Source organism: Acidocella sp. C78 (assembly GCF_907164655.1).
This window is the reverse complement of the sequence record NZ_CAJQZK010000044.1, coordinates 1-12707: the sequence shown is the minus strand read 5'-3', so window position 1 is coordinate 12707 and position 12707 is coordinate 1. Positions and strand designations below refer to the sequence as shown.

At 68.7% G+C, this 12707-nt stretch carries 10 protein-coding genes, 1 other RNA gene and 3 pseudogenes; 6 read left to right on the top strand and 8 right to left on the bottom strand.

The annotated features are described in order from the left end of the window. Positions 1–233: 233 nt before the first annotated feature. Positions 234–1212, bottom strand: a pseudogene (locus tag ACIDOCELLA78_RS000000112460) (Gfo/Idh/MocA family protein). Positions 1213–1303: 91 nt separating this feature from the next. Here ACIDOCELLA78_RS000000112460 and secD point away from each other — a divergent pair. The 3 genes and pseudogenes from secD (at position 1304) to ACIDOCELLA78_RS000000112445 (ending at position 4424) form a co-directional block, all read left to right on the top strand. Then, positions 1304–2883, top strand: a pseudogene (gene secD / locus ACIDOCELLA78_RS000000112455) (protein translocase subunit SecD). 10 nt (positions 2884–2893) lie between these two features. Then, positions 2894–3874, top strand: coding sequence for a protein translocase subunit SecF (secF, locus tag ACIDOCELLA78_RS000000112450; protein WP_201729822.1), 981 nt, complete (start codon positions 2894–2896; stop codon positions 3872–3874). A 79-nt stretch (positions 3875–3953) separates the two neighbouring features. Next, complete coding sequence (locus ACIDOCELLA78_RS000000112445; RefSeq protein ID WP_201729821.1) at positions 3954–4424, top strand: DUF3775 domain-containing protein; 471 nt, start codon at positions 3954–3956, stop codon at positions 4422–4424. 107 nt (positions 4425–4531) lie between these two features. Here the strand turns inward: ACIDOCELLA78_RS000000112445 and ACIDOCELLA78_RS000000112440 are convergent, their stop codons facing one another. The 6 genes from ACIDOCELLA78_RS000000112440 to ffs form a co-directional block, all read right to left on the bottom strand. Then, positions 4532–5239: an SGNH/GDSL hydrolase family protein gene (locus tag ACIDOCELLA78_RS000000112440; protein ID WP_249676828.1), complete on the bottom strand. Its 708-nt coding sequence runs from the start codon at positions 5237–5239 to the stop codon at positions 4532–4534. Next, positions 5232–6335: an OpgC domain-containing protein gene (locus ACIDOCELLA78_RS000000112435; protein ID WP_249676825.1), complete on the bottom strand. Its 1104-nt coding sequence runs from the start codon at positions 6333–6335 to the stop codon at positions 5232–5234. Before ACIDOCELLA78_RS000000112435 ends, ACIDOCELLA78_RS000000112440 begins: the two co-directional genes overlap by 8 nt. After that, complete coding sequence (gene recR, locus ACIDOCELLA78_RS000000112430; protein WP_201729818.1) at positions 6335–6925, bottom strand: recombination mediator RecR; 591 nt, start codon at positions 6923–6925, stop codon at positions 6335–6337. The genes ACIDOCELLA78_RS000000112435 and recR overlap by 1 nt, the downstream gene beginning before the upstream one ends. Positions 6926–6950: 25 nt before the next feature. After that, positions 6951–7274 carry a YbaB/EbfC family nucleoid-associated protein gene (locus tag ACIDOCELLA78_RS000000112425; protein ID WP_201729817.1) on the bottom strand — a complete coding sequence of 108 codons (324 nt, stop codon included), beginning with the start codon at positions 7272–7274 and terminating at the stop codon, positions 6951–6953. Continuing rightward, complete coding sequence (locus tag ACIDOCELLA78_RS000000112420) at positions 7274–9133, bottom strand: DNA polymerase III subunit gamma/tau (RefSeq protein ID WP_201729816.1); 1860 nt, start codon at positions 9131–9133, stop codon at positions 7274–7276. Before ACIDOCELLA78_RS000000112420 ends, ACIDOCELLA78_RS000000112425 begins: the two co-directional genes overlap by 1 nt. Positions 9134–9164: 31 nt before the next feature. After that, an RNA gene (gene ffs, locus ACIDOCELLA78_RS000000112415) (signal recognition particle sRNA small type) lies at positions 9165–9262 on the bottom strand. A gap of 78 nt (positions 9263–9340) precedes the next feature. Between ffs and nudC the strand changes: the two genes are divergently transcribed. The 3 genes from nudC (at position 9341) to ACIDOCELLA78_RS000000112400 (ending at position 11980) form a co-directional block, all read left to right on the top strand. Further along, positions 9341–10252 carry an NAD(+) diphosphatase gene (gene nudC / locus ACIDOCELLA78_RS000000112410; protein WP_201729815.1) on the top strand — a complete coding sequence of 304 codons (912 nt, stop codon included), beginning with the start codon at positions 9341–9343 and terminating at the stop codon, positions 10250–10252. A 90-nt stretch (positions 10253–10342) separates the two neighbouring features. Further along, on the top strand, positions 10343–10942 hold the full coding sequence (wrbA, locus tag ACIDOCELLA78_RS000000112405; RefSeq protein ID WP_201729814.1) for an NAD(P)H:quinone oxidoreductase: 600 nt from the start codon (positions 10343–10345) through the stop codon (positions 10940–10942). 108 nt (positions 10943–11050) lie between these two features. Beyond that, positions 11051–11980, top strand: coding sequence for a tartrate-resistant acid phosphatase type 5 family protein (locus tag ACIDOCELLA78_RS000000112400; RefSeq protein WP_201729813.1), 930 nt, complete (start codon positions 11051–11053; stop codon positions 11978–11980). A 168-nt stretch (positions 11981–12148) separates the two neighbouring features. On the opposite strand, the pseudogene ACIDOCELLA78_RS000000112395 reads toward ACIDOCELLA78_RS000000112400, so the two are convergent. Continuing rightward, positions 12149–12707, bottom strand: a pseudogene (locus tag ACIDOCELLA78_RS000000112395) (hypothetical protein); the annotation flags it as partial.

The following is a 12707-nucleotide window of genomic DNA, read 5'->3' as shown; positions in this document are numbered from 1 at the left end:
AAAGGCGCTTCCGGCATGACCACCATGGCCATGAAGGTGCGGCCACGTATGCGAATCGTCGGAAGCGGAAGCACTGTTTCAGACACGTGAAGGACGTAGCGGCAGCCGGCTTCGCGCGTCAACAACGGATTTCGAAATGTCCAGTCGCCAGCGTAACGATGAAGGATCGGGCGGGGGTTCCGGTTCATCCGAAAGGCTGAAGCCCGGCGGCTCCGGCAGCGACCCGGCGCGCCTCAGCGCCGCGAGATCAAGCCCGACGCCTCGGCCCGCGCCCGGCTTTCCATGATCGAACGGCCAACGCCGATCGCGGCTTCGAGCGCGAGCCGCCCCGCCTCGGCATCGACGAGCACCGGCGCCCCATCAAGGCAGGCGGCGTGGAAGGCCGCGTGCTCGCGGCGAGCGCGTCGTGATCCTCCCAGCTCGTCTCCTCGATGCCGAACGCCTCGAACCCCGGCATGCGCAGCCCGCCTTCCTGCCCCGCCCGACCAGGCTGAGCCGGCGCGCGGCGAAATCGACGGCCAGATATCCGGCCTCGGAGAAAATCCGCATCCGCCGCTCGGTCTTCATCGAGATGCGGCTCGCGGTCACGGTGGCGACGCAGCCGTTGGCGAAGCGCACGCGGGCGTTGGCGATGTCCTCATGCGCGCTGGCCACCGCGGCGCCGACCGCATCGATGCTCTCGATCGGCTGGGCCACGAGGGCGAGGATCAGGTCGAGATCGTGGATCATCAGGTCGAGGATCACGGACACGTCGGTGCCGCGCGGCTTGAAGGGCGCGATCCGCACCGCCTCGATGTAGAGCGGCTTGCCCATCCGCGCCGCGACCGCGCCGTGGGCGGCGGAAAACCGCTCCAGATGGCCCACCTGCAGCGCGAGCCCGCGCGCGCGCGCGAGACGGCCCAGCTCTTCCGCCTCGTCCACCGTCGCGGCGATCGGCTTTTCGACGAGAACGTGGCGCCCGGCCTCAAGCGCGCGGGAGGCGAGCGCGAAATGGGTATCGGCGGGCGAGGCGATGATCACCGCCTCCGCCGCCGCGATCAGCGCATCGAGCGGGAGTGCGGCGCAGCCGGCCTCCGCTGCCACCGCGCCGGCGCGGGTCATGTCGGGGTCGGAAACGCCGACGAGGTCCGCCCGCGTGGCGGCCGCCGTCTTCAACGCATGGTAACGGCCGAAATGGCCGACCCCGATCACCCCAACCCGAAGTTTGTGCATCGCGTTTCGTTCCTGACAGAAGCGGGCTTGCACCGGCAAGCCGAGGCCGCCATACCACCCATGCGTCGCCGTTGGGAGCCCTTCGCCTGTCATGCTTTACTTCACGCGCCTGAAAACCACCCTGATCGTGCTGTTCTGCGCGGTGGGCGTGCTGCTCACGCTGCCGAACCTGATCAAGCGCCCGGCCCAGTCCATTCCCTGGCCGCAGATCCATCTCGGGCTCGACCTGCGCGGCGGATCGTATCTGCTGATGCAGATCGACATGAACGCGGTGGTGAAGGAGCAGCTCGCCAACCTGACCGACGAGGTGCGCCACACCCTGTTGCAGGCCGATATCGGCTATACCGATCTGGGCGGCGATGTCGCGGGGCGGCGGGTGCAGTTCAACCTGGTCAAGCCGGCGGATGCCGCAAAGGTGCGCCAGCTGCTTGCGAAGCTCGTCTCGCCGGTGGCCGCCGCCGGCGGCGCGCCCGACCTCGACGTGAAGGTGACGGATGCGGGGGCGGCAACGCTCACCCTCTCCCGCCCGGCGCTGATCGCCAAGCAGACCCAGGCCATCGCCCAGTCGATCACCATCATCGGCCGCCGCATCGATGGCAGCGGCGTGGTCGATCCGCAGATCGCGCGGCAGGGCGCCGACCAGATCGTCATCCAGCTCCCCGGCGTGTCCGACCCGAACCAGATCAAGAAACTGCTCGGCAAGACCGCGCACATGACCTTCCACATGGTCGCCGAGGACGTGAACCCGGAGACCAAGACGCCGCCACCCGGCGTCGAGATCCTGCCGATGAGCGATCGCAGCGGCCGCAAGCTCGCGATCCGCTCGCGCGTCGCGGTCGACGGCGCCGACCTGACCAACGCCCAGGCCGGGCAGGACCCGCAGAGCGGGCAATGGGTGGTGAACTTCACCTTCAACAGCGTCGGCGCCCGCAAGTTCGCCGACATCACGACCCATAACGTCGGCAAGCTGTTCGCGATCGAACTCGATCACAAGATCATCGAGGCGCCGGTCATCCGCACGCCGATCGTCGGCGGGCGGGGCAGATTTCGGGCAGCTTCACCGCCAAGAGCGCGTCCGACCTCGCGCTGCTGCTGCGCGCGGGCGCCCTGCCCGCCCCGCTCAAGGTGGTCGAACAGCAGAGCGTCGGCCCGGAACTCGGAGCGGACGCGATCCGCGCCGGTATCGTTTCGCTGGCGGTGGGCTTCGTGCTGGTCATCACCTTCATGGCGAGTTTCTACGGCCTGTTCGGCTGGTTCGCGAACATCGCGCTGGTGGTCAACCTGCTGCTGCTGATCGCGGTGCTGTCGCTGATGGGGGCGACGCTGACGCTGCCGGGCATGGCGGGCATCCTGCTCACGCTCGGCATGGCGGTGGACTCCAACGTGCTGATCAACGAGCGCGTGCGCGAGGAGGTCAAGCTCGGCCGCAGGCCGCTCGCCGCACTCGAGGCCGGCTACAAGCGCGCCTACAGCACCATCATCGACAGCAACGTGACCACGCTGCTCGCCCACATCATGCTGTTCATCTTCGGATCGCCGCCGGTGCGCGGCTTCGCGGTGACCATCTGTGTCGGCATCATCACAACCCTGTTCACATCGACCGTGCTGGTCCGGCTGATCACGGCGCGCTGGTATGTCGCGCGCCGCCCGGCCGCGCTGCCGGTTCTCTGAGGCCCGCGACATGAAGTTCCTCACCCGCCCCGCCTTCCGCCTGGTGCCGGACGGCACGCGCATCCAGTTCATGAAGGGACGGTTCATCGGCCTCGCGGTCTCGGCCATCCTCTCGACCGCGTCGCTGATCCTGTTCTTCCATCCCGGCCTCAATCTCGGCCTCGATTTCCGTGGCGGCGTCGTCATCCAGGTGGCGACCCCGCAGACGCCGGATTTCACCAGGCTGCGCGCGGAACTTGCCGCGGCCCACCTGCCCGGCGCCTCGCTGCAAAGCTTCGGCGGCGACAAGGGCGTGCTCATCAGCCTGGAGTCGCAGGACAACGCCAAGGATACGCAGAAATCCCTCGCCGCCGCGGAAGGGGTGGTGAAGCAGAACCTGCCGGGCGCCAAAATCCTCTCGACCCAGGCGATCGGCGCCTCGGTCTCGGCGACGCTGTTCCAGCAGGGGCTGATCGCGCTCGGGATCAGCTTCCTGATGATCCTCGTCTATATCTGGTTCCGCTTCGAGTGGCAGTTCGCCGTCGGCGCGGTGGCGACGCTGATCCTCGACGTGACCAAGACGATCGGCTTCATGGTCATCACCCGCCTGCCCTTCGACCTCGTCACCATCGCCGCGATCCTGACCGTGATCGGCTATTCCACCAACGACAAGGTGGTGGTCTATGACCGGATGCGGGAGAACCTGCGCAAATACAAGACCATGCCGCTGCGCGAGCTGATCGACCTCTCGATCAACGAAACCCTCAACCGCACGCTCGGCACCTCCAGCACGGTATTCCTCGCCGCCCTGCCGCTCGCGCTGTTCGGCGGCGCCTCGCTCTCCGGCTTCGCCTGGGTGATGCTGTTCGGCATCGTCGTCGGCACCTCGTCGTCGATCTATATCGCGGCGCCGATCCTGCTGCTGCTGGGCGAGCACCGGCTGCGCCGGGGCAATCCGAAACTCGCCGACGATCCGACCGTGACCAAGGACACCGCGCGGGCCTCGCGCTGACATCTTCGCCTTCCGGAGGGGTTCAAACCGGACGGCGCGATGCACAGATGCGGAGTCGGACCGATGAGGAGACTCCGCCATGGCCAACCCGGATCGTGACCGCAAGCGCGTGATCGACACCGAGGAACCCGAGCCGGTTCCGCTCGACATCGCGCCCGAGCATGTCGCGTTCATCATCCTCAAGGCGCGCGCCGCCGAGGCGCAGGTGCCGCCGGTGGAGCCGGAGGAGGAAAGCCCGGCCGGCACACCCCCGCCCGAGGAAGAGACCGACATGCTGGACGAGCAGGCCCCCGATGACAGCGAGGCCGAATTGCGCGAGGCGATCGATCAACTCTCCGACGAAGCGGCGGTCGACCTGCTGGCGCTGTTCCTGATCGGCCGCGGCGATTTCGCCCGGGAGGAGTGGGACGACGCCCGGGCCCAGGCGGCCGAGCAGATCGATGGCAGCCTCGCCGGCACCCTACTCGGCGAGGCCGGCCTTGGCGACATGCTCGAAGAAGGGCTGAATGCGCTCGGCTACCGGCCCGAGGCGCTCGAACCCGACGCCTGAACGCCAGAGCGCTTTCCGATCCATCAGGATCGGATGCAGTGCTCTATCATATTGATACCCAGAGCATCTTTATCCGATCAAATGACTCCATCTGATCGGATGATGCTCTATTTCACCGCGGCGACGATCGAATCGGCCAGCGCCGCGGCGGTGCAGGCATAGCCGCGGTCGTTCATGTGCATGCCATCCGCGGCGAGAAAACCGGCGGGGGCGGCGCCGGCGCGGGCCCAGGCGCGCATCAGCGCATCGCGCGAGAACAGCCCGACCCGGTAGCGCCGGGCGAGATGGGCGAGCGCCGCGTTGATCCGCGCATTGTCCGGCGCGCTCAGCAGGCGGCGCGAGCGCTGGTTGTCCATCAGTACCACGTCGAGATCGGCGGCGCGCAGCCGGCGCAGTCCCTGCTCGACCAGAGCCGTGAACCGGTCCGGCGATTCGCCGCGCATCGCTGCGTTGGCGCCGACCTGCCAGATCACCAGCGCGGGCCGCAGGGCAAGCACGTCGCGCGCCATCCGGCGGTCCTCGCGCAGCGCATCCTCGCCGCCGATGCCGCGATTGATCACGCTGATCTCGGCATCCGGCAGGCGGTCGCCCAGCTCGTCCTGGAGCATCGCCGGATAGGAATCGCCGATATCGTGCGCCATCGCCCCCCAGGTGGACGACGACCCGATCGCGGCGATCACCACCGGCTGGCCGCGATGGATCGCCGCGCGCAGATGCGGCAGGCGCAGATATTGCGCCGGCACGGCCGGGCAGGCGGGTGCCGCGGCGGCGACGCCGGCCCAGGCGAGCACGAGCGCGAGAACAAGACTATGCAACGGACGGTTTGGCATCTTTCACCCTGTACCAGGCGGAGAGCGCGGCCACGCCGAGCAGGGCGGCGAGGCCGGCGAGGTTGACGACGACCTGCATCGCCCAGCCATGATCGGTGTCCATCACGATCCGCCCGGCGTAGGAGAGCAGGATGCTGGCGCAATAGGTCGGCAGGCCATACTGGCCGATCAGGATGAACACGCGCGACAGGCGGGCTTTCAGCAGCCGCGCATCGGCGCGCAGATGGCGGGCGGCGAGCCAGGCCAGCGACAGGATCGAGACCAGCCGGTAGGGATGAAGCCCGGTCTTGTCGATATTGCGGACCAGCGGCCGCAGCGCCGCGGGGATGTGCCGGGCGAGCGAGGGTTCGAGCCAGGTGGTCAGCAGGATCGCGAAGCCGACCAGAAGCAGCAGCACCGCGGCGATGTCGGTCGCAAGGCCCGGCAGCGCCGGCCTGCCGTGGCGGGAGAACAGCATGCCGAGCACGAAGAGCAGCTGCCAGGTGAAGGGGTTGAAGAACCAGCCATGGCCGCCGTGGGTCGGCAGGTTCCAGCCATGGATCCGCGCGCCGGCATAGAGTGCCACGCTGAGCGCGAGCAGCGTGCGCGGGAAGCGCAGCATGAAGAGCAGCGGCGCCAGCCCGCCCATGATCGCGACATAGAGCGGCAGCACGTTGAGATAGGCCGGCTGGTAGAGCAGCGGCACCGCCTCGATGATCGCCGCGAGCGGCTTCGCCGCCAGATGGTCGATGCCGACGCCGGAGAGATATTGCGGCCGGCCGAGCCAGGTTGCGGCGAAGGCGACCTGGGCGGCGAACAGCACGAAGAGGAAGATATGCGCGATATAGAGCGTCCACGCCCGCTTGAGCATGTCCGCCGAGGCGGAGAGCGGCCCGGCGCGGTCCAGCTTGCGGCCATAGACGAGGGCGGCGGCGAAGCCGGCGAGCAGGATGAAGATTTCCGTCGCGTCGTTCAGCGCGAGGTTGCGCACGGTGAAGCGGGCGAGCGTGTCATGCGGGATGTGATCGAGAAAGATGCAGAACAGCGCGATGCCGCGGAAGAAATCGACCCTGAGGTCGCGGCCGTCGCGAATCAGCGGCATCATCCGGCGGCGCGGCGGGCGGAGAGAGCGAGGGCGAGCGTGCCCTCGTCGAGGATTTCGATGCTGCCGCCGACGGGCACACCCTGGGCCAGCCGGGTGACGCTGGCGCCGCAGGCGGCGAGGCGTTCGGTGAGGTAATGGGTGGTCGCCTGACCATCGACGGTGGCCGGCAGGGCGAGGATCACCTCGCGCACCGACCCGTCGAGCCGGGTGAGCAGCCGGTCGATCCCGAGTTCCTCGGGGCCACGGCCGGCGATGGCCGAAAGCAATCCGCCGAGGATGTGATAGCGGCCGCGATAGACGGCGGTACGCTCCAGCGCCCATTGGTCCGCCACCGACTCGACCACGCAGATCAGCGGCTCGCGGGCGATGTCGGCGCAGATGGCGCAGGGCTGCTCGGAGTCGAGCCCGCCGCAGGTCGGGCAGACCGCGACGCGCTGGCAGGCGGCATCGAGGGCGGCGATCAGCGGCAGCAGGCGCTGCTCGCGCTCGGCCATCAGCTTCAGCACGATGCGCCGGGCGGAACGCGGGCCAAGGCCCGGCAGCCGCGCCATCAGCCCGACCAGCCGCTCGATCTCGGGCCCCATCATCGCGGGACGATCCGCCGCTGCGACCTCAGAACGGCAGTTTCATGCCGGGGGGCAGCGAAATCCCGCCGGTTACCTTCTGCATTTCCTCGGCGGCAACCGCCTCCAGCCGCGACTTGGCGTCGCGATGGGCGGCGAGGATCAGATCCTGGAGCATCTCGGCATCGCTCGGGTCGATCAGCTTGGGGTCGATCTCGATCCCCTTCATCTCGCCCTTGCCGGACAGCGTGACCTTCACCAGACCGGCGCCGGCCTCGCCCCGGATGTCCATCGCTTCGAGACGCGACTGCATCTCCTGCATGTTCTGCTGCATTTGCTGGGCCTGCTTCATCAGGCCGGCGAGGTTCTTCATCAGTCGATCTCCATGGCGTCGGCGATGTCGTCGTCGGAAATCGGCGGGACATCGTCGAAGCGGTCATCATCCATCGCGGGCGGCTCCGCAAGGGCGGGCGGCGCATCGACCTCCACACTGGCGATCTTCGCACCGGGAAACGTCTCGAAGATGGCCCTCACCAGCGGATGATCCAGCGCCTCGTCGCGCGCCGTCTCGCGCGCCGTGGTTTCGGCCTCGACCATGCTCGGCGCGCCGGCAGCGCGGGATAGGGCGATGGTCCAGCGCCGCCCGGTTTCGGCCTCGAGAAACCTGGCGAGGCGGGACGAGAGATCGCGTGGCGCCTCGGGCGCGAGATTCAGTTCGATCACCGGCGGGGCGAAGCGCACCAGCCGGGCGTCGTGGCGGAGATGGGCATAGAGCAGGGCGTCGCGCTTCTCGCCGGCCAGGGCGATGACATCCTCGAAGCGGGCAAGGCGCGGGGCGGATGAGGGGGCGGATTCGACCTGCGCGACCGGGGCGTGCGCGACCGGGGCGCCGTTCACCACCGCCCTCGGCGCCGGGCCGGGCGCCGGGGCCGGCGCCGCCCCGCCGCGGATTGTCGCCGCCTCGCCGGCGAGGCGGCGGACGAGTTCGCCTGGCGCCGGCAGGTCGGACACGTAGCAGAGGCGGATCAGGATCATGTCGGCGGCGGCGCGGCGGTCGGTCGCCTGCTCCACCTCGGCGATGCCCTTGAGCAGCATCTGCCACAGCCGGCCGAGAAACGGCACCGACAGCCGGGCGGCGAGCGGCGCGCCGCGGGCACGATCAAGCTCGGGCAGTTCGCTGCCCTCGGCCAGCGCCGGAATCGCCTTGATGCGCGAGAGCGTATGAGCGAGGCCGAGCAGATCCTGCATCACCAGCACCGGATCGGCGCCGGCTTCATGCGCGCGGTCCATCACGCCGAGCGCGCCGGCCGGATCGCCGGCGGCGATGGCGTCCAGCAGATCGAAGACGAGGCTGCGATCGGCAAGGCCGAGCATGTCGGCCACCAGTTCGGCGGTCACCGGCGCGCCCTCGTCGGCGCGGGCGATCGCCTGGTCGAGCAGGGACAGCCCATCGCGCACCGACCCGTCGGCGGCGCGGGCGATGGCTTCGAGCGCGCCACTTTCGGCCGCGACCGCCTCCTTCTCCGCGATGCGGGCGAAATGCGCGGCCAGCACATCGACCGGCACGCGCTTGAGGTCGAAACGCTGACAGCGCGATAGCACGGTGATCGGCACCTTGCGGATTTCCGTGGTGGCGAACACGAATTTCACATGCGGCGGCGGTTCCTCAAGCGTCTTGAGCAGCGCGTTGAAGGCGTTGCGCGAGAGCATGTGGACTTCGTCGATGATGAACACCTTGGTGCGGGCGATCATCGGGCGGAAGCGCGTCGCCTCGATGATTTCGCGCACGTCGTCGACGCCGGTGTTCGAGGCCGCGTCCATCTCCACCACGTCGGGGTGGCGGTCGGCGAGAATGGCCACGCAATTGTCGCAGACGCCGCAGGGATCGGGCGTGGGGCCGCCCTGCCCGTCCGCCCCGGTGCAGTTCAGCGCGCGGGCGAGAATCCGCGCCGTGGTCGTCTTGCCCACACCGCGCACGCCGGTGAGCATGAAGGCATGGGCGATCCGATTCATCGCGAAGGCATTGCGCAGGGTGCGGACCAGCCCGTCCTGACCGATCAGGTCGTCGAAGGTGGTCGGGCGGTATTTGCGGGCGAGGACGCGGTAGGATTCGGCATGGACCGGGGCTGCGGCCTCGGGCAGTTCGTCGTCGCCGAACAGCGAGGGCCCCGGCGGCGGCGGCTCGGACCTGGGCTGATCGTCCGTCTCGTCGTCGTCGAACAGACCGGCCATGCGCCTCCGATGAGCTGGGCAGGAGTGAGAGGTGGGAGACCGGAACCGCGACCCGTGCGGAAACTCGTTGCGGCTGCTGCCTTCCGGCCCTGACCGGGTTGGCGAGGCGCCCGTCCGCGACCGGCCTCCCGCTTTCCATATCTATCCTTTGACGCCGCTTTGCAAGGCCGGCTTGCCGGCGCGCAGGACCAATGCCACCTTCCCGCCATGCACGACATCCCGCCCCCCTCCGCCCTGCTCTACAGCTCCGCCCGGCTCGACCGCGCCAGCCACCGCCGCACCGATGCCGGCTGGCTGGCGGCGGCGCGCGCCGATGCCGGCGCCGGCTTCGTCGCCTACTGGCGCGGCAAGCTGCTGATCGCCGCCGAACCCGAGCCCCGCGCCGTGCTCGACGCTCCGCCGCGCGAGGACGCGAGGGAGAGCGTCTTTCTCGGGCTGATGAACGGCAGCCCGGTTTTCGCGGTCGATCTGTCAGCGCATGAGGCGCCGCTCGATGCGCTGCGCCGGCCGCGCGGCGCGTTTCTCGAACTGCGCGGGCTGACCGCGACGCTGCCGGCCGAGGAAGCCGGGCTGCTCGCCACCGCGCGCGGCCTGCTCTACTGGCGATCCCGCCACAAATTCTGCGGCGTATGCGGCGGCAGCTGCACGCCGGAGCGCGGCGGCCACACCATGCGCTGCACGCAATGCGGCACGGAGCATTTCCCGCGCACCGATCCGGCGGTGATCATGCTGGTGGCGAAGGGCGATCGCGTGCTGCTCGGCCAGTCGCAGAAATTTCCGCCCGAGCGGAACATGTTCTCGACCCTCGCCGGCTTCGTCGAGCCCGGCGAAAGCCTCGAGGACGCCGTGCGCCGGGAAACGATGGAGGAGGTCGGCGTCGAGGTCGGGCCGGTGGCCTATACCGGCAGCCAGCCCTGGCCGTTCCCGGCATCGCTGATGCTGGGCTTCCGCGCCGAGGCGATGAGCGAGGCGATCACGCTCGATGCCGAGGAAATGCGCGCCGCCGCCTGGTTCACCCGCGAGGACCTCGCGAACCGCCATGCGGCCGGATTCAACCTGCCGCCGCGGGATTCGATCGCGCGCAGGCTGATCGACGACTGGATCGCCGAAGCGCGGTGAGCCGGACACCGAATTGTCATCAGATAACGTTTGATATCGAAAGAATTGCGGCGTATAGCGGTCGCATTGCAACCTGACGGAGAGACGGAAATGGCGAAAGTTCTCGTACTTTACTACAGCACCTGGGGCCATGTTGAGACGATGGCGACGGCGGTGGCGGAAGGGGCGAAGGCCGCCGGTGCCGAGGTGGTGGTCAAGCGCGTGCCGGAAACCATGCCCGAAGACACCGCGAAGGCGATCCATGCCAAGACCGAGCAGGACGCGCCGGTGGCGAACCCGGCGGAACTCGCCGATTACGACGCCATCATTTTCGGCACCCCCACCCGCTTCGGCAACATGTGCGGCCAGATGCGCAACTTCCTCGACCAGACCGGCGGCCTGTGGGCCAAGGGCGCGCTGATCGGCAAGGTCGGCTCGGTGTTCGCCTCGACCGGCAGCCAGCATGGCGGGCAGGAGACCACCATCACCTCGTTCCACACCACGCTGTTCCATCACGGCATGATCGTGGTCGGCGTTCCCTATTCCAACCCCGAGCTGACCAACATGAACGAGATCACCGGCGGCACGCCCTATGGCGCGACGACGCTCGCCGGCAGCGACGGCTCCCGCCAGCCGAGCGCCAACGAACTCGCCATCGCCCGCGCCCAGGGCAAGCACGTCGCCGAGATCGCGGCCAAACTCGCCCGCTGACACCCGGGACGGCGCCGCAAGGCGCCGTCCGCTGTCGCCGTCTTGTCATATGACACGGCAGGGACAGCGGGCTAGACGAGGCGCCGTACGACCGACGGAGACACTCCCATGACGATTTCCCGACGCGGTTTCATCGGCACCGGCGCCGAACTCACCGCGGCATCGCTGCTCGCCGCCGCCCCCACGGCACAGGCCGCAGCGCCGGCCCCCTTCAATTTCATCTCGATCGGCGACTGGGGCCGCAATGGCGCCCACCACCAGCGCAATGTCGCACAGGCGATGGCCGACCGCGCCGCATCGGACGCGCCGCGCTTCATCCTGTCGCTCGGCGATAATTTCTACGAGTCCGGCGTGACCTCCGTCAGCGATCCGCAGTGGAAGACCAGCTTCGAGGATGTCTATCACCAGGCGTCGCTGCAACGTCCCTGGAAGGTGATCCTGGGGAATCACGACTATCGCGGCAATGTGCCAGCGCAGCTCGACTATTCGGCGCATTCGCGGCGCTGGCAGCTGCCCGCCCGCTACCATACCCATGCCGAAACCCTCGCGGATGGCACCACGGTCGAGATTTTCTTCCTCGATACCTCGCCCTTCATCCGCAAGTATCTCGGCACGGTGACCGACATTTCCGGGCAAGACCCGCGCGCGCAGCGGGCCTGGCTCGACACGGCGCTCGGCCGCTCGAAGGCGCGGTGGAAGATCGTGGTCGGCCATCACCCGATCTACACCGCGCTCGGCGGCGCGGACCATGACCAGCCGGACCTCATCGCCGCGCTCGAACCGGTGCTGCGCCGGCACGCAGTCAAGCTCTACATCAACGGCCACGATCACTGCATGCAATATGTCGAGATGGGCGGAATCGCCTATGTGACGAACGGCGTCGGCTCGGAAATCTACACGCCGGGCACGCCGAGCCGGGCGGGCTTCGCCCTCGGTGCGCACGGGTTTCTGACCACCTCGGTAACCCACGGAGAGATCAGCTTCGCCTTTATCGACATGAACGGCAAGACCCGCTTCGCCAGGACCATCGCCGCCTAGAGCATCATCTGATCAGATAAAGATGCTCTATTTATCAATACCATAGAGCATCATCCGATCAGATGGAGTGATCTGATCGGATAAAGATGCTCTGTCTATCAATATCATAGAGCACGACACCCGATCCGGATGGATCGGAAAGTGCTCTAATGCCGCGTCGCTTCCGGCTCAGGCGCGCTCGCGCCACCAGCCGGCGGCGACCAGCAGCAACCCCAGGATCGCGCCGGGAATCGCCGGCGGCAGCCTGATGTCGCGCTCGCCCGTCACCAGGCGGGCATGGCGCGGCCGGTAGAGCCCGGTCCAGCCCGGCTCAGGGGTGCGTGCCAGCCAGACGATTCGCCCGGAGCTGCGGTGGACGAGCGGGGCAAAGCGCCGGCTGGTGGCGGCGAGGTCCTCCTGCTCGGCCGGATCCTCGTCCGAAGCCGCGGCGTAGGCGGTGCGCCCGCCCGCCGAAACCCGCCACACGCCGGGCCCGCCAGCCGGCATCGCGGCTTCGAAACGACCCGGCGCGGTGCGATGCAGCGGCACCGTGACCCGCTGCCCATCCGGCGCCGTCACCTCGGCCGTGCCAGGCGGGCCGGCCGGCGCGACACGGCGGATCGTCAGGTGACCGGCGGCGATGGCGGCGTGCAGCTGGCGGGCGGCGAGCGCCGGATCGCCCAGCAGCCAGTGGACCGTGCGCCCGAGCAGCGCCGTCGCCGGCCCCTGCATCGCGCCATTGCCGGCG

Excerpts from the sequence above, each read along its gene's own strand:
- secF (WP_201729822.1), top strand. The coding sequence starts at position 2,894 with ATGAAGTTCCTCACCCGCCCCGCCTTCCGCCTGGTGCCGGACGGCACG.
- ACIDOCELLA78_RS000000112445 (WP_201729821.1), top strand. The coding sequence starts at position 3,954 with ATGGCCAACCCGGATCGTGACCGCAAGCGCGTGATCGACACCGAGGAA.
- ACIDOCELLA78_RS000000112435 (WP_249676825.1), bottom strand. The coding sequence starts at position 6,335 with ATGCCGCTGATTCGCGACGGCCGCGACCTCAGGGTCGATTTCTTCCGC.
- recR (WP_201729818.1), bottom strand. The coding sequence starts at position 6,925 with ATGATGGGGCCCGAGATCGAGCGGCTGGTCGGGCTGATGGCGCGGCTG.
- ACIDOCELLA78_RS000000112425 (WP_201729817.1), bottom strand. The coding sequence starts at position 7,274 with ATGAAGAACCTCGCCGGCCTGATGAAGCAGGCCCAGCAAATGCAGCAG.
- ACIDOCELLA78_RS000000112420 (WP_201729816.1), bottom strand. The coding sequence starts at position 9,133 with ATGGCCGGTCTGTTCGACGACGACGAGACGGACGATCAGCCCAGGTCC.
- nudC (WP_201729815.1), top strand. The coding sequence starts at position 9,341 with ATGCACGACATCCCGCCCCCCTCCGCCCTGCTCTACAGCTCCGCCCGG.
- wrbA (WP_201729814.1), top strand. The coding sequence starts at position 10,343 with ATGGCGAAAGTTCTCGTACTTTACTACAGCACCTGGGGCCATGTTGAG.
- ACIDOCELLA78_RS000000112400 (WP_201729813.1), top strand. The coding sequence starts at position 11,051 with ATGACGATTTCCCGACGCGGTTTCATCGGCACCGGCGCCGAACTCACC.